Consider the following 14,963-nt stretch of genomic DNA (forward strand, 5'->3'; position numbering starts at 1 on the left):
GCTGTAGATGGTGAAAGGGACACGAAACTCCCGGGGATGACTGGTAGAGGCTGGCTTGGCGCCGTCCGTTGGACCATCGCGAAACCCTCCGGTTCGCCCTCGATCCCTTCACTTTTCAAGACGGCAAAAGCGCAGGAATTTGCGGGGCGTTCGGTGGAGCGTACGCGATGTGCCATGGCGATCGGCAATGCTCAGGGCATAAAGCATACCTTGCCTGCCTTTGCCTTGGCTCAGGACCTGCACATCAGAGAGCTTGGACGGATCAGCCGGCTGTTTTTGAAACGCCGCCATGAACGGCGTTCCGTCTGTGCCAAAAGGCATGCTTCGTAAGAAAGGAGGCCGAAAGGGGGGGGCGCCTAAGGTGCGCCATCCTGAAATTCAGAGTGGCATCTGTGACTGCATGGAACATCCTCTGCGACTTCGACGGCACCATCTCCGTTGAGGACGTGATCGACTCGCTGCTTGACCGCTTCGGCCGCCCCGGCTGGGAGACGCTCGAGCAGGATTGGCGCGCCGGCCGCATCGGTTCGCGCGAGTGCATGACCGGCCAGGTCGATTTGCTCGACATGAGCCGCGCCCAGCTCGACAAGCATCTCGAAGGCCTGTGGATCGATCACGCCTTCCCGGCGTTCGTGGCCAAGACCCGCGAGCTGAACACGCCGATGCGTGTGGTCAGCGACGGTCTCGACTACGCCATCCACAAGATCCTCGGCCGCTACGATCTGGACGACCTGCCGCTGGCTGCCAATCACCTGGCGCCGGCCGAGCCGCCGCGCCAGTGGCAGCTGACCTCGCCGTTCAAGGCGGATGGTTGCCGCAGTGGCACCTGCAAGTGCGCCTGTGTGGCGCAGGCTCGCAAGGGTGGTGCCAAGACGTTGTTGATCGGTGATGGCGCTTCGGATTTCTGCGCTGCCGACCGTGTGGATTTCGTGTTCGCCAAGCACCGTTTGATCGAGCATTGCCGCGCCGCGGGCATCCCCTACGTGCCGATCACCGGTTTCGAGGATGCGCTGGAATTGCTGCCCAAGCTGCTCGATGGCAGCCTGCTGGCGGAGCATGAGAAGCCTGCGCTGGCCATTGCCTCGGCTCGCTGATTCACTACCCCCTTTACTACTTACTACCCCATTCGGACCCACCCGATGAATGCTTACGACCCGAACGCCGCTACTGGCGTGATCCCTGATGCGCAGCTGCTGGCCGACGAGGCCCAGTACAGCTCCTTTGGCGACACCGTTCATTACGTCGACCCGCCGAAGATCTTCCGCCACGGCGAAGGCAGCTGGATGTACGACACCGCCGGCGTGCCGTTCCTTGATCTGCAGATGTGGTACTCGGCGGTCAACTTCGGCTACGGCAATCAGCGCCTCAATGACACGCTGAAGCGCCAGATCGATCTGCTGCCGCAGGTGGCCAGCCAGTACCTGCACCAGACCCGCATCGAGCTGGCCAAGACGATTGCCGTCGACGCGCAGCAGAAGTTTGGCTTGAAGGGCCGCGTGCATTTCAACGTGGGTGGCGCACAGGCGGTTGAGGATTCGCTCAAGCTGGTGCGCAACTACAAGAACGGCAAGAGCCTGATGTTCGCCTTCGAGGGCGGCTACCACGGCCGCACGCTGGGCGCTTCGGCGATCACGTCGAGCTATCGCTACCGCCGCCGCTTCGGCCACTTCGGCGAGCGTGCGATGTTCATCCCGTTCCCGTATCCGTTCCGCCGCCCGAAGGGCATGACCCCGGAAGAGTATTCGGACGCCTGCGTGCGCCAGTTCGAGCGCCTGTTCGAGACCGAGTACAACGGCGTGTGGGACCCCAAGGTCAACCAGGCCGAATACGCTGCCTTCTACATGGAGCCGATCCAGGGCACCGGCGGCTACGTCATCCCGCCGCGTAACTTCTTCAAGGATATGAAGAAGGTGCTGGACAAGTACGGCATCCTGATGGTGGTCGACGAAATCCAGATGGGCTTCTGGCGCACCGGCAAGCTGTGGTCGATCGAGCACTTCGGCGTGACGCCGGACGTGATCGTGTTCGGCAAGGCGCTGACCAACGGCCTGAACCCGCTGTCCGGCCTGTGGGCGCGCGAGGAGATGATCAATCCGGAGATCTTCCCGCCGGGTTCCACGCACTCCACCTTCAACTCCAACCCGCTCGGCACCTCGCTCGGCCTCGAAGTCATCAAGATGGGCTACGAGCTGAACTACGAGAAGACCGTGGCGGAGAAGGGCGCCCACTTCCTCGACGCGCTGAAGGATCTGCAGAAGCGCCACAAGGAAATCGGCGACGTCGACGGCCTGGGCCTCGCGCTGCGCGCCGAGATCTGCACCGACGACGGCTTCACGCCGAACAAGGCGCTGATGGACAAGATGGTCGACATCGGCCTGGCTGGCGACCTCACGCACAACGGCAAGAAGATCGGCCTCGTGCTCGACGTGGGCGGCTGGTACAAGAACGTGATCACCTTCGCGCCGTCGCTCGACATCACGCACGAAGAGATCGACCTGGCCATCGCGCTGCTCGACCAGCTGCTGACCAAGGCCAAGAAGAGCATGTAAGAAGTGAAGAGTAAGGAGTAAGAGGAGATAGGGGACTGTGTCTTACGCCCTTGCCTCCTTACTCCTAACTCGCTCTTTTTGTGTCACTACATTCCCATGCAGGGGATTCTGACAACGGCGATGCCTAGGCATCGCCGTCTTTTTTTGTGGTGCGCGCGAGGGGGAACAGAATCTCCACGCGCAGGCCGCCTTCGCTGCCGGCCATGTAGTGCACGCGGGCCTGGTGCCGTTCGGCGATGCGCTGCACGATGGCCAGACCCAAGCCGGTACCTTCTTCAGTGCTGCCTGGCACGCGGAAGAAGCGTTCGCCTAAGCGGGCGAGGAAGGCCGCTGGTACGCCGGGGCCGTTGTCCTCGATGCTGAGGCTGGCGCCTTTGGCATCGCAGGACACGCCCACCGTCACCATGCTGCCGCGGCCGGCGTAGCGCAGGCTGTTGTCGAGCAGATTGTCCAGAAGCTCCTGCAGCGTCGAGTGGTCGCCGTCGATCCAGACCGGTTCCGCCGAGCCGTCATAGCCCAGGTCGACGCCGGCCGCCAGGGCCTCGTGTACGCGCAGGCTCAACAGTTCGGGAATCAGTCGCGTTAGATCGATGAGCGCATGCGGGCCGCCGTCCTGGTCCGGCGACTGTGCGCGGGTGAGCGCAAGCAACTGGCCCGACGTGCGCGTCGCTCGCTGAGTCAGGCGCAGGATGTGTTCCAGGGCGTCCTTCACCGTCGCCGGCGAAGGGTCGCTCTGCGCGCGTTCGACGTGTACCCGCAATCCGGCCAGCGGCGTGCGGAGCTGGTGTGCGGCATCGGCGATGAAGCGCTCTTGCAGGGCCAGCATGCCGCGCAGGCGTGCGAACAGGCCGTCGATGGTGCGAGTCAGCGGCAGAATTTCCACCGGTACGTCCGCGTCGCCGATTGGAGCGAGATCGTGCTCGCGCCTGGCCAGCCGGGTAGTGAGCGGGTCGAGCTGGCGCAGACCGATACGCACGCCAAACCACACCAGCACGAACACCGTGGCGATCAGCAAGGCTTGTGCGGGAATGCTCAGCAGCAGAATCTCGCGCGCACGCAGCCGCCGGTCGCGCAGGGTTTCGGCGACGGTGATGGTGAGTTGGTCGCCTTCCTCGTGAACGCTGTCGATGATCAAGCTCGCCGCGCGCAGTTTGCGGCGGTCAAGCATGACGTCGAACAGTTTCGGATCGCCGTTGACGCTGAGGCCGAGGCTCGATGGTGGGGTCAGCTTGTCGCTGCCGGCGAGTAGCCCGTGGCGCTGGCTGACGATGCTGAAGTAGTTGATGTTGTTGTGACCTTCCGGGTCGTACTGCAGCAGGAAGCGCGCCTGCTCCGAGATCGGACCGTCCAGGCCCTCCTTCTGCATCATCTGCGCCACGGTTTCCGCGCCGCCGCCAAGATCACGGTCGTGCACGTGGTTGGAATAAACCAGCGCACCGGTGTATGTGATGAGGCTTTCGATCAGCAGCATCAGCATCAGCGGGATCAACAGGAATGCCAGCAGCCGGCGCCGCAGGCTCTGCCGGCCATCGGGCTCCAGCACGCGATACAGCCAGGGTTGAGGGGGCCTGTTCATAGTCAACAGGCCACGTGAAGGTGATGAACAGGCCCTGCTTGACTGGCACGGGTCATGCGGCGCCTTCCTTCACTTCCTCGAGCAGATAGCCGAGGCCGCGGATGGTGCGCACCTGGGTGCCGGAGTCGGCCAGTTTGCGGCGCAACCGATAGATGGCGATGTCCAGGCCGTTGTCGGTGAGTTCCTCGTCCCAGTTGCACAAGGCTTCGACCAGTTGCGCGCGGCTCGTGACGCGATCCGGTCGTGCGGCCAGCGCTTCGAGCAGGCCGAACTCGCGCGCGGTGAGTTCGAGCGGCGCCTCATTGACCCAGGCGCGGTGGCCTGGCAGATCCAGGCGCAGGCGACCCAGTACCAGTTCCGGAGCGCCTTGCGCCGTGTAGCGGCGCAACAGTGCGCGCACACGGGCGTCGAATTCAGCGAGCGCGAAGGGCTTGACCAGGTAGTCGTCGGCACCGAGGTCGAGCACGCGTACGCGTTCGCGCAGGCCCTCGCGGGCGGTAACCACCAACACTGGCATGCCAGCGCCGCGCTTGCGCAGGCGCTGCAGTACCTCGCTGCCGTCCAGGGCGGGCAGGCCCAGGTCGAGGATCAGCAGGTCATACGGTGTGTCGCGCAGAGCGGCGTCGGCACGCGCGCCGTCGCTCACGTGGTCGACGGCGTGGCCGCTCTGGCGCAGAGAGGCGCAGACGCCGCTGGCAATGGCGAGGTCGTCCTCGGCGATCAGGATGCGCATGAAAAGCTCCGTAACAGACGAATGATGGGCAGGGGGATAGATGGGGACACAAAGTTTATGAATTGAGAGTGATTCTCATTTATGGCAACATCCCACCTACGGCCGCACAGAGCGGCGCCGTCGCCCGGCAGCTTAGCGCCCAGGCGGACAGCTGGGACAGATCGCAAGCGGTGAGAGTTGCACGACCGGCCCGCGATACCCGCATACACATTACGGGCAGAGTGGATGGTCAAGGAACAGACAACGCGAATGCAGGGTGGGAAGGCGCAGCCGGAGCGCGCGTTCTGGCTCAAGCAACTGCATCGCTGGCATTGGATCAGTTCGGCGTTGTGCCTGATCGGCATGCTGCTGTTCGCCGCCACCGGCATCACCCTCAACCATGCCGCGCAGATCGAGGCGAAGCCGCAGACCGTGCGTCGTGAAGCGCAGCTGCCAGTGCCGCTGTTGCCAGCGTTGGCGGGCGAGGACGAGCGCAAGGGTGTCGTATTGCCTGCCGCCGTGAGCGATTGGATTGGCGATGCATTGCAGGTGGACGTATCCGGTCGCAAAGGCGACTGGTCGGCGGATGAAATCTATCTGTCGATGCCGCGCCCCGGCGGCGACGCATGGCTCAGCATCGATCGCAGCAGTGGCAAGCTCGAATACGAGCGCACCGCGCGCGGCTGGATTTCCTATCTCAACGACCTTCACAAAGGCCGCAATGCGGGGCCGGTGTGGGGTTGGTTTATCGACGTGTTCGCGCTGGCCTGCGTGATCTTTTCGGTCACCGGTCTACTGCTGTTGAACATGCACGCCGCCCAGCGCGGCGCCACCTGGCCGCTAGTTGCTTTCGGCCTGGTCTTGCCGCTGGTGCTGGCCCTGATCTTTATCCATTGAGAGGAACGCCTATGAGTCGCCTGCTGTTTTCCATGCCCGCATTGTTGATCGCCGCACCCGTGGCGGCGGCCGATCTCGACGTGACTGTGCAGATTCCCCAGCTGGACGTGGCCGAGTACCACCGTCCGTACACCGCGGTGTGGATCGAGCGCGAGGACCACAGCGTCGCCGCACAACTGGCCGTGTGGTACGCGCAGAAGCAAAGCAAGGAAGGCGCCGGCACCAAGTGGCTGCCGGAGTTGCGCCAATGGTGGCGTCGTGGCGGTCGCGAAGTGCAGATGCCGGTGGATGGCGTATCCGGTGCGACACGGCCGGCCGGTCAGCAGCAACTGAAGTTCAAGGACGGCAAGGCGCCGCTGGGCCAGCTTGCCGCAGGCAAGTACGAGCTGGTGGTGGAGGCCGCGCGCGAAGTAGGCGGGCGCGAAGTCGTGCGCGTGCCGTTCACCTGGCCGGCGACGTCGCCGCAGCATCTCGATGCGAAAGGTAGTACGGAGCTGGGTGCGGTGAAGGTCGACATCACTCCTTGATCGCCTCCCCGTCAAGCGTCTCAAGCGCCGTAATTGCTCTCCTGGAGTTCGACATGCTCAAGCGTTCACTGATCTGGACCACCCTTGCGCTGGCCTTTTCCCTTCCGCTCGCCGCGCAAGCCCACAAAATGTGGATGGTGCCTTCCGCCACCAACGTGTCCGGCGCCGATCCATGGGTCACCGTGGATGCTGCGGTGTCCAACGACTTGTTCTATCCCGACCACATGCCGGCGGATCTCACGCGCCTGGTCATCACTTCACCGGACGGCCAGACGGCCAAACCGGATAACGCCATCACCGGCAAGTACCGCAGCGTGTTCGATCTGCATCTCACGCAGAAGGGCACCTACAAGCTCGCGTTGGTTAGTACGGGTGTGCTAGCCAGCTATGAGCTGGGTGGCGAGAAAAAGCGCTGGCGCGGCGAGGTGGCGAACCTTGCCAAGGAGATACCGGCCGAGGCGAAGAACCTCGAAATGAGCGAATCGATTAACCGTGTCGAGACCTTCGTCAGCAACGGCAAGCCGAACGACTTGGCACTCAAGCCGGTCGGTCAGGGACTGGAGCTGGTGCCGATCACCCATGTCACCGATCTGGTGGCAGGCGAGGGCGCGACCTTTCAGCTGTTGCTGGATGGCAAGCCGGTCAGTGACGTGAAGGTCACGGCCATCGCTGGCGCCACGCGCTACCGCAATGCGCAGGACGCATTCGAAAGCATCACCGGCAAAGACGGCAAGTTCACGCTCGCCTGGCCCCATGCGGGCATGTACTGGATCAACGCCAGCACGCAGGACGCCAAGACCAGCGTGAAGCAGGCCAAGCAGCGCCGCCTGTCATACACGGCCACGCTGGAAGTGCTACCGCAGTAAGAGCAACCACGAGGATGTCGGCTCAATCACACGCGAGGCTTGCTGTGCAGCATCTGCACGGCGAGACGATGGGCACCACGTGGTCGGTACGCGTCGTCGTGCCGGCCGGCGTGTCGTTGCACGATTTGCAGGCCGGCATCCAGCGTTGCCTCGATCTCGTCGATAGACAGATGAGTACGTACAAACCGCACTCGGATCTGTCGCGCTTCAACACGGCGCCTGCAGGCACCTGGCATCCCTTGCCGTCGGCTTGTTTCACCGTGCTGGCGCATGCGTTGAAACTCGCCCGCGACACCGGCGGTGCCTACGACCCCACCGTAGGGCCGCTGGTCAATCTATGGGGTTTCGGCCCCGATGCACGCACGCATCGAGCACCTTCCGGCCAAGTCATCGTGGACGCGCGAGCGCGTATCGGCTGGTGGAAGGTAAAGCTCGACGCGACCACGGAAATGGCTTTTCAGCCCGGCGGTATCTATCTGGATCTCTCTTCGGTCGCCAAGGGCTACAGCGTCGATCTGGTCGGCGCATGGCTGGACGAGGTCGGCGTAACGGCGTGGCTGATCGAAGTCGGCGGCGAGCTGAAGGGCAAAGGCATGAAGCCGGATGGCTCGCCCTGGCGCATTGGTATCGAACGACCGGATGCTACGGAGCAGCTCGACCGCATCGTCTCGCTCAGTGGGCGAGCCATAGCCACCTCTGGCGACTATCGGCGGAGCTATGACAGTGGTGATGCTACGTACTCCCACCACATCGATCCGCGTAGCGGGTATCCGGTACCGCACACGGTTGCCTCGGTGAGCATCCTGGCGACGCAGGCCATGACAGCGGATCCACTGGGCACGGCCCTGACTGTGCTCGGTCCGGAACATGGGCTGGCCTATGCACGCGAACGCAATCTGGCGGTGCTATTTGTCCTGCATGGCGAGCACGGCTTCGAGGAGCGCATGTCACCCGCCTTCGTCGAAGCTTTGCGCGCATGACTGCCGGCACGGGGATCTCCATCGAAAGGACCACTTTCGGCAACGTCTTGCTGATGCTGGCGTTGGCCGCCGTGGCCGGCTGGTTGTTCACCCTGCACGTTGGGGCCATGCAATGGCGGAATCCCGGCACAACCCGATGGTTGATTGCATCGTTGAGCGTATCGGCATGGCTGGGCTTTACCGTGGTGTTGCGTGGCTCGCGTGCCAAGGCGGCACATACACGGACGATGGTGCTGCCCTCATCCGGTGCGATCGCTGGCGACGCGATCCTGATTGCCTACGCCAGTCAGACCGGCCTTGCCGCGCAATGGGCTCAACAAACCGCACAGAGCCTTCATGCCGCGGGCACATCGGTGCGTTTGGCGGAACTAGGCGCGCTGGATGAAGCGGCGTTGCGCGAGGCCGGGCGCGTTCTGTTTGTGGTCAGCACCACGGGCGAGGGTGACGCGCCCGATAGTGCGGCAGCGTTTGCCCAGCGTTGCCTGCGGCGAGTCGGTGCGCTCGAAGGTTTGCGATACGGCCTGCTGGCTTTGGGCGATCGCGACTACGAAGACTTCTGCGGTTTTGGCCGTCGCCTGCATCATTGGCTGGCGCAGAGTGGTGCACGGCCGCTGTTCGATCCGGTGGAAGTCGACAACGGCGACGACGGCGCTTTGCGTCACTGGCAACATCGCTTGGGTTGGTTGAGCGGCGCGAGCGAGTTGCCGGATTGGCAGCGACCGCCGTACCAGCGCTGGCAATTGGCCGAGCGCCGCCTACTCAACCCAGGCGGCGTGGTTGGCGCGTGTTTCCATCTCGCCCTACGTCCACTTGACGGTGAGCTTGACTGGCAGGCGGGCGACTTGGTGGAGATCGAGCCACGTCATGCTGCGGCCGATGTCGAGCACTGGTTGAGCGTTACGGGTTTCGATGGCTCGGCCTTGCTTGCAGTGGGCGATGGGCGTGAATCGCTTGCAGCTCGATTGTCACGCAGCCATCTACCGCCTTCGAATGATGTGCTGAGCTGGCCTGTCGAACGCCTCGTCGACAGCTTGCGTCCGCTGCCGCACAGGGAATACTCCATCGCATCGCTGCCCTCCGAGGGAGCCTTGCATCTGCTGGTGCGACGTATGCGGCGCGATGACGGCACCACGGGTCTCGGTTCCGGTTGGCTTACGCAACGGGCGCCGGAGGGAGCCGAGATCGCATTGCGTATCCGGCCCAATGCGGCCTTCCACATGCCTGCGGACGATGTGCCGATGATCCTGATCGGCAATGGTACTGGCTTGGCCGGCCTGCGCGCCTTGCTCAAGGCGCGTATGGCAGCGGGTCATCGGCGCAACTGGCTGCTGTTCGGCGAGCGCCAATCGGCGCACGACTTTTTCCATCGCGAGGAGATTGATCGGTGGTTGTCGGAGGGCCATATCGAACGCCTCGATCTGGCGTGGTCGCGTGATGCCGCGTCGCGCGTCTACGTTCAGCAGCGCCTGGCCGAATCCGCTGATGTCCTGCGCCAATGGGTGGATCAAGAGGCCGCCATCTACGTCTGTGGCAGTCTCGCCGGCATGGCGCCGGGCGTGGACGCGGTACTTCGCGAGGCGCTGGGCGCGGAGCGCGTCGAACAGTTGCGTATGCGTGGTCGCTATCGCCGCGACGTGTATTAGCCAACGTCTCCTCGCGAATCCTTGGGGCAGCGCGCGTGACCTTTGGCCTATGCCTCTGCCCACGCACATGGCGCACGCTGCGCCGACGTTTGGGGAGACATCACGATGCGGAAGCGATGGGGCTGGGCGGGCTGCTTTGGATTGACGATGGCGTTGATCGCCGTTCCTTGGGAGGGCATGGCGCAGGGAGTTGCCGCCCCCGTGCCGGCCAAGTCGGCCGCAACGGTGCCCAGCATGGAAGGTCAAGTCGGCGATCTCGCGGATATCCCACTCGCCCGCGCCGATGCCGCTGGCGTGAAGGTGCCCAGTGCGCCGAACGCCTGGGGTGGCGAGCGGAGCGGTAGCGAGCCGACGCTGTCGGATCGCGTCGTGGGTTACCGCATCGATGCGGAGCTGGATGCGGCCAAGCATGCCGTCACCGGCAAACAGCAGATGACTTGGCGCAATCGCAGCGACCGCGCCGTGCGCAGCATCTACCTGCATCTCTACCTCAACGCGTTCAAGAATGAAGGCAGCACCTTCTTCTCCGAGCGCAGTGTGCTCACTGCACATGGCCGTTCGCGTGGTGCCGCGGTACTCAAGAAGGGGCAATGGGGTTGGATCGACCTCACGCGCGTGCAGCAAGGCGATACGCCATTGAAGTGGAGCTTCGTGCATCCCGACGGCGGTCCGAAGACCGACGAGACCGTGGTGCGCGTCGACCTGGCCCAGCCGGTGGCGGCAGGCGATACGCTCACGTTGGATATCGACTTTCTCAGTCAGCTGCCCCGCGTGGTCGAACGCACTGGCTGGTGGGGCGACTTCAACCTGGTTGCACAGTGGTTCCCCAAGATCGCGGTGCTGGAGCTGCCCGGCGAGCGCGGCGCCACCGAGGTGCGCTGGAACGCTCACGAGCTCCACTTTAATAGCGAGTTCTACGCCGACTTCGGCAACTACGATGTCCGTCTTACCGTGCCCGCCGATTACACCGTCGGTGCGGTAGGCGAGCAGCAGGGTGAGCCGGTTCAGGCGGGTGGCAAGACCACGTACCACTTCATACAGGGCGATGTGCACGACTTCGCCTGGGTTGCGGCCAAGGGCTATCGCACGCTGGATGGCAGTTACACGGGGCCGGGCAGTCCGAAGGTGGCCGTACGCGTCATCTATCCGCCCGAGTACGTGGCCAGCGCGCAGCCCGTGCTGAAGGCATCGATCGATTCGCTCGACTACTTCTCGCGCACTCTCGGCGCGTATCCCTACCGTACCGTGACCGCTGTGGTGCCGCCGTACAACGCGGCCGAAGCAGGCGGCATGGAGTACCCGACCTTCTTCACCGTAGAGGGCTACGCCAAGATCGATGCGCGCACCTCGGACCAGTGGGAGCTCGATTTCGTCACCATCCACGAATTCGGCCACGGCTATTTCTATGGTCTGCTCGCCTCGAACGAGTTCGAGGAGCCGATGTTGGACGAGGGCCTCAACGAGTATTGGGACCAGCGCATGCTGCGCGAACGCAATCAGCGCATTCTGGTGCCCAGTTCGTGGGCGGCGCGCATCGGTATTCGGCCGTCGATGGATGTATTCGCGACGGAGCGCATGTGGGCGAGCCTGAAGTCGCCGTACGATCCGCTCGGTGAGAACAGCTGGAACCGTTTCTCCAGCAGCAGTTACGGCACCGTCTATTCGCGCACCGCTACGGCCATGCACGATTTGGAAGAGCGCCTGGGCAAGCCGGTCATGGAGCGCGCGTTCCGCGAGTACTACAAGCGCTGGCATTTCCGGCATCCCTCTGTCGCCGATTTGCGTGCGACCTTGATCGAGGTGTCGGGCGATGCGAAGAACGTCAACCAGATTTTCGATCAGTACGTCTACGGCACCGCCTTCATCGATGATCGCGTGGCTTCGATCGACAACGAGGAAGTGCTTCCGCAGTCCGGTGTAACGAACAAGGACGGCAAGCGCGTTGAAGTGGTCGCTGTCGATCTGGACAAGCAAATCGACAAGCAGCGCGATGCCTGGAAGACATCGCATCCGGATGCGAAGGACGACGAAGGGCCGTTCCCCTGGCGAGGTACGGTTACGGTGGTGCGGGAGGGAGCGGCCGTACCGCAGCTATTACGGGTGAAGTTCGCTGATGGCAGCAGCGAAGACGTGCATTGGAATGACGAGCGCCGCTGGGCACGCTTCGTGTTCGACAAGCCGTCCAAGGTCGTGTCGGCCGAACTCGATCCCGAGCAGACGATCTTGCTCGACGCGAACAAGCTCAACGATAGCCGCACGACCAAAGCCAACCCCGCTGCCTCACGGCGCTGGACTTCCGATGTCACGGCCCTGCTGCAGGCCTTTTACTCCTTCCTGGTGACGCTGTGATGGCCTACAAGAACACTCGTCGTGTTGCCTTTGGTGCATTGATGGGCGCTCCCTTCGCCGCGCTGCAATGGCGGTTGCTGTTGCTCTGGGTACTGCTGATGTTGCTGCCCGCGATGGTGGTGGCGCTGCCGCTGATGCATGCGCTCGGCGCTTTGCTGGATCATTCGGTGCATGCCGATGCATGGGCGCGTCAGTTCGACGCCATGATGTTCGGCGACACGGTGCGCGAGCTCAGTGATAGCCATGGCGCATTGGGCGGAACGTTCTTCGCCGCGTTGGCGATCACTTTGCTGTTGGCACCGCTGCTCAACGGCATGATTGTCGGTAGCGGGCGGGCGGGACGTTCGCTGGGTTTCGGTCAGCTGCTGCAGAGTGGTGTGGTGGAATACGGACGCATGTTCCGGCTGATGCTGTGGTCGCTGTTGCCGTATGCCGCAGCCGTCATGCTGGTGAAGACCGGCATGAACATGCTTGACGACAAGACCGAGGCGGTGACGCTGGAGTCGCAGGCGGTTTCCGCCACGTATCTGGTGGCCTGGTTGTCCGGCCTGTGGGTGGTGCTGGCGCAGGTGATCGTGGAGTCCGGTCGTGCGGCGTTTATCGCCGACACGGGTCTGCGCTCCGCGACGGTGGCGATCTGGCGCGGCATCATGCAGCTGTTGCGCCGCCCCTTCAGTAGCCTATTCGGCTACCTGTTCATCACCGCGATCGGCTTTGGTATCGCTTTCGCGCTGGGTGTGGCGCGTGCGCATACGACGCCGGCCGGTGGGTTGAGCGTGCTGCTGGCCTTCCTGCTGAGCCAACTGGTGGTGGTGGCGATCGGTTGGATGCGCATCGCTCGCTTGTTCGCGTTGGCGGAAGTGGCGCGGTCGCTGGTGGGTGGAGGCCGGCGAGTGGGGTATTGAGTTGGGTTTGGCGTGGGGGAGGTTGTTGCAAGGGCTTACCCCTCCCCAACCCTCCCCTGCAAGCAAGGGAGGGAGCACGATGTCGCAAGCCTTTAGCCCCTCCCCTTGCTTGCAGGGGGAGGTTGGGAGGGGGTAAGCCCTAGCGACAACCTCCCCTCGCAGAAGAATGAAAAAATCCTCCGGTCAGGTGTCGATCTACCAAGGTCTCGTTCGGCTGTAGGTCGGCTATCCCGCCGAACCATGCAAAGGAGCACGACCATGCAGTCGACAGGGCAGCTTTCACCCAGCGTGATGGACGTCCAAACGCACAAGTACGATTTCGCCGCCGCCATCGATACGCAAGCGGTCTCCTGCGTCTGCATCGATCCATAGCGATTCGCTCTGCGCGAGTTCTGTTGCTTCGTCGCCGGCGTGAATCTCCGCACGGCCGGCCAGCAAATGCACGAACCAATGCGAGTCAGCGGAAACCGGCAGCACCATCGCACCGTTCAATGGGCGTACGACCAGTTCGCCTTCGACGTCGCCGCGAAGCATCATATTGAAGGCGCGAGTGGGGCCCTCAGTCAGTTCGGCGCGCGGCGAAATGCTGCCATCGAAGCGGGCGATGCCTAGTCGTAGCAGGCGCCGATCCTGGCCATCGGGAAAATGCAGCGTCAGCGGCGCATCCAGCGAGGCGAATTGGCGTCGTACGCCAGGCAGGCTGGAAAAGTCGGCATCGCGATCGATCTGCGCGATGCTCAGTTGCCATTGCCAGTCTTGCGGATCGGGGCCGCTGGCCAGCACGGTGGTGGTGCCGCTGCCGTTGGCCCAGGGCTCCGCGTGCAGCGCATTGGCAGGCACGCGGCGGAAACGGCTCATGCGTAGGCCCGGCGGGACTCGCGGTAGGGCGGGTAGTAGGCAAACACGTGGTTGTGGCTGCCGCAGAAATCCATGTCTTCGATGTGCTCGCCGCCCAACCGTTCGGCAAGACGATCGGATGCTTCGTTACCGATGCGCACCAGGCTGATCACGCGCTGGGTATGCAGCTTATTCCAGGCGTAGTCGAGTACGGCGGTGCAGGCTTCCGTGGCGTAGCCATGGTGGCGATACTCGGACTTGAGCATCCAGCCGAGTTCGATGTCCGGCCAGCCTTCGGGATTCATCAGGCCAACGCGGCCAACGAATTCACCCGTGTCCTTCAACTCCAGCGCCCACATGCCGTAGCCACGCAACTGCCAATGACCAAGCAGCATGGCGAGGGAGCGCCAAGCGTGGCCGCGATCGAGTGGTTCGCCATCGCCTACCCAGCGAGTGCTGGTGGGATCGGCGAGCATCGCGGCGTAGTCGTCGAAGTGATGAGCGGTCAGCGCGGTAAGGCGCAGGCGTGCGGTTTCGAGGGTTGGAATATCGAACATCACGGCATTCAAATGGCGGAGGCGCTGCCCAGTAGATCGGACAAGGCGCGGGTACTTATCGCGAGGCTCTCGGCCCACGGCAAGCCAATAATTTTCTCACCCGTTGCCGTGTCGATAAAGTCCTCTTCCTGGCCGGGTGGCAGCAAGTGACGGTAGTCCACGGTGATTTCGGCCCCAGCCGGCAATTCGCGCAGGGCAAACACAAAGCCTAGATGCCACAAGCCGGTAGGGTTGAAGCTGTGGTTGATGAAGCACTCGTCCGGCCAGTCCGGCGACACGGTGTAACGGTCTTCGAACCAGCGGGCGCTGGCGTAGAGCTGGGATCGCAGCTCCGGTGAGCCGGTGAGGTCTTCGTAGCGCCAGGTACGGTCGATTGCGTCCGGGGCGGTAATGATGCGCCCCGCGGCCACGCTTTCTTCCAGAAACAACCCCTTGCCGGCGCCGCCAATGGTCGAGGCGGCAATGCGGTAACGCGGAAGTATCATGACGGCAAGGGCAGAGGATGAGGCGGGCGAGTGTAGCGCAACCGGCACGGCTCGCCAGGGCCGTGCCGGTTGCGTTTTGG

15 protein-coding genes are annotated in these 14,963 nt (G+C 63.5%); 9 read left to right on the forward strand and 6 right to left on the reverse strand.

Going from position 1 to position 14,963, the window contains the following annotated elements; all coding sequences use genetic code 11:
• Positions 1 to 108 precede the first annotated feature (108 nt).
• Positions 109 to 291, reverse strand: coding sequence for a hypothetical protein (locus tag OUZ45_RS08475; RefSeq protein WP_266169501.1), 183 nt, complete (start codon positions 289 to 291; stop codon positions 109 to 111).
• Positions 292 to 392: 101 nt separating this feature from the next.
• On the opposite strand from OUZ45_RS08475, the gene OUZ45_RS08480 reads away from it, so the two are divergent.
• Entirely contained in the window at positions 393 to 1,094 is a 702-nt protein-coding gene (locus tag OUZ45_RS08480; protein WP_266169694.1) for an MtnX-like HAD-IB family phosphatase, read from the forward strand.
• A 45-nt stretch (positions 1,095 to 1,139) separates the two neighbouring features.
• Positions 1,140 to 2,549: an aspartate aminotransferase family protein gene (locus OUZ45_RS08485; protein ID WP_266169502.1), complete on the forward strand. Its 1,410-nt coding sequence runs from the start codon at positions 1,140 to 1,142 to the stop codon at positions 2,547 to 2,549.
• Positions 2,550 to 2,673: 124 nt separating this feature from the next.
• Here OUZ45_RS08485 and OUZ45_RS08490 read toward each other — a convergent pair whose 3' ends face one another.
• On the reverse strand, positions 2,674 to 4,125 hold the full coding sequence (locus OUZ45_RS08490) for a sensor histidine kinase (RefSeq protein ID WP_266169503.1): 1,452 nt from the start codon (positions 4,123 to 4,125) through the stop codon (positions 2,674 to 2,676).
• Positions 4,126 to 4,177: 52 nt separating this feature from the next.
• Entirely contained in the window at positions 4,178 to 4,858 is a 681-nt protein-coding gene (locus OUZ45_RS08495; protein ID WP_266169504.1) for a response regulator, read from the reverse strand.
• A gap of 249 nt (positions 4,859 to 5,107) precedes the next feature.
• On the opposite strand from OUZ45_RS08495, the gene OUZ45_RS08500 reads away from it, so the two are divergent.
• The 7 genes from OUZ45_RS08500 (at position 5,108) to OUZ45_RS08530 (ending at position 13,004) form a co-directional block, all read left to right on the forward strand.
• A complete protein-coding gene (locus tag OUZ45_RS08500; RefSeq protein WP_266169505.1) occupies positions 5,108 to 5,734 on the forward strand; it encodes a PepSY-associated TM helix domain-containing protein in 627 nt (208 codons plus the stop codon).
• An 11-nt stretch (positions 5,735 to 5,745) separates the two neighbouring features.
• Positions 5,746 to 6,261: a DUF2271 domain-containing protein gene (locus OUZ45_RS08505; protein WP_266169506.1), complete on the forward strand. Its 516-nt coding sequence runs from the start codon at positions 5,746 to 5,748 to the stop codon at positions 6,259 to 6,261.
• A gap of 53 nt (positions 6,262 to 6,314) precedes the next feature.
• Entirely contained in the window at positions 6,315 to 7,127 is an 813-nt protein-coding gene (locus tag OUZ45_RS08510; protein ID WP_266169508.1) for a DUF4198 domain-containing protein, read from the forward strand.
• Positions 7,128 to 7,141: 14 nt separating this feature from the next.
• On the forward strand, positions 7,142 to 8,107 hold the full coding sequence (locus OUZ45_RS08515) for an FAD:protein FMN transferase (protein WP_266169509.1): 966 nt from the start codon (positions 7,142 to 7,144) through the stop codon (positions 8,105 to 8,107).
• Positions 8,104 to 9,750 (forward strand): sulfite reductase subunit alpha, encoded by a 1,647-nt coding sequence (locus OUZ45_RS08520; protein WP_266169510.1) that lies wholly within the window; start codon positions 8,104 to 8,106, stop codon positions 9,748 to 9,750. The genes OUZ45_RS08515 and OUZ45_RS08520 overlap by 4 nt, the downstream gene beginning before the upstream one ends.
• 105 nt (positions 9,751 to 9,855) lie before the next feature.
• Positions 9,856 to 12,099: a M1 family metallopeptidase gene (locus OUZ45_RS08525; RefSeq protein ID WP_323137536.1), complete on the forward strand. Its 2,244-nt coding sequence runs from the start codon at positions 9,856 to 9,858 to the stop codon at positions 12,097 to 12,099.
• The gene (locus OUZ45_RS08530) at positions 12,099 to 13,004 is read left to right on the forward strand and encodes a hypothetical protein (RefSeq protein WP_266169511.1); all 906 of its coding nucleotides are present in this window, start codon (positions 12,099 to 12,101) and stop codon (positions 13,002 to 13,004) included. Before OUZ45_RS08525 ends, OUZ45_RS08530 begins: the two co-directional genes overlap by 1 nt.
• A 279-nt stretch (positions 13,005 to 13,283) precedes the next feature.
• Here OUZ45_RS08530 and OUZ45_RS08535 read toward each other — a convergent pair whose 3' ends face one another.
• Genes OUZ45_RS08535 through OUZ45_RS08545 form a run of 3 tightly spaced genes read right to left on the reverse strand, consistent with a single transcriptional unit; the run spans position 13,284 to position 14,883 of the window.
• Positions 13,284 to 13,862: a HutD/Ves family protein gene (locus tag OUZ45_RS08535; RefSeq protein ID WP_266169512.1), complete on the reverse strand. Its 579-nt coding sequence runs from the start codon at positions 13,860 to 13,862 to the stop codon at positions 13,284 to 13,286.
• Complete coding sequence (locus OUZ45_RS08540) at positions 13,859 to 14,398, reverse strand: GNAT family N-acetyltransferase (protein WP_266169513.1); 540 nt, start codon at positions 14,396 to 14,398, stop codon at positions 13,859 to 13,861. The genes OUZ45_RS08535 and OUZ45_RS08540 overlap by 4 nt, the downstream gene beginning before the upstream one ends.
• Positions 14,399 to 14,406: 8 nt before the next feature.
• Positions 14,407 to 14,883, reverse strand: coding sequence for an SET domain-containing protein-lysine N-methyltransferase (locus tag OUZ45_RS08545; protein ID WP_266169514.1), 477 nt, complete (start codon positions 14,881 to 14,883; stop codon positions 14,407 to 14,409).
• Positions 14,884 to 14,963 lie beyond the last annotated feature (80 nt).

Source organism: Dyella subtropica (assembly GCF_026283965.1).
Taxonomy (GTDB): Bacteria; Pseudomonadota; Gammaproteobacteria; order Xanthomonadales; family Rhodanobacteraceae; genus Dyella_D; species Dyella_D subtropica.

Excerpts from the sequence above, each read along its gene's own strand:
- OUZ45_RS08495 (WP_266169504.1), bottom strand. The coding sequence starts at position 4,858 with ATGCGCATCCTGATCGCCGAGGACGACCTCGCCATTGCCAGCGGCGTC.
- OUZ45_RS08500 (WP_266169505.1), top strand. The coding sequence starts at position 5,108 with ATGCAGGGTGGGAAGGCGCAGCCGGAGCGCGCGTTCTGGCTCAAGCAA.
- OUZ45_RS08490 (WP_266169503.1), bottom strand. The coding sequence starts at position 4,125 with ATGAACAGGCCCCCTCAACCCTGGCTGTATCGCGTGCTGGAGCCCGAT.
- OUZ45_RS08540 (WP_266169513.1), bottom strand. The coding sequence starts at position 14,398 with ATGTTCGATATTCCAACCCTCGAAACCGCACGCCTGCGCCTTACCGCG.
- OUZ45_RS08505 (WP_266169506.1), top strand. The coding sequence starts at position 5,746 with ATGAGTCGCCTGCTGTTTTCCATGCCCGCATTGTTGATCGCCGCACCC.
- OUZ45_RS08510 (WP_266169508.1), top strand. The coding sequence starts at position 6,315 with ATGCTCAAGCGTTCACTGATCTGGACCACCCTTGCGCTGGCCTTTTCC.
- OUZ45_RS08535 (WP_266169512.1), bottom strand. The coding sequence starts at position 13,862 with ATGAGCCGTTTCCGCCGCGTGCCTGCCAATGCGCTGCACGCGGAGCCC.
- OUZ45_RS08530 (WP_266169511.1), top strand. The coding sequence starts at position 12,099 with ATGGCCTACAAGAACACTCGTCGTGTTGCCTTTGGTGCATTGATGGGC.
- OUZ45_RS08475 (WP_266169501.1), bottom strand. The coding sequence starts at position 291 with ATGGCGGCGTTTCAAAAACAGCCGGCTGATCCGTCCAAGCTCTCTGAT.
- OUZ45_RS08545 (WP_266169514.1), bottom strand. The coding sequence starts at position 14,883 with ATGATACTTCCGCGTTACCGCATTGCCGCCTCGACCATTGGCGGCGCC.
- OUZ45_RS08515 (WP_266169509.1), top strand. The coding sequence starts at position 7,142 with ATGTCGGCTCAATCACACGCGAGGCTTGCTGTGCAGCATCTGCACGGC.
- OUZ45_RS08485 (WP_266169502.1), top strand. The coding sequence starts at position 1,140 with ATGAATGCTTACGACCCGAACGCCGCTACTGGCGTGATCCCTGATGCG.
- OUZ45_RS08525 (WP_323137536.1), top strand. The coding sequence starts at position 9,856 with ATGCGGAAGCGATGGGGCTGGGCGGGCTGCTTTGGATTGACGATGGCG.
- OUZ45_RS08520 (WP_266169510.1), top strand. The coding sequence starts at position 8,104 with ATGACTGCCGGCACGGGGATCTCCATCGAAAGGACCACTTTCGGCAAC.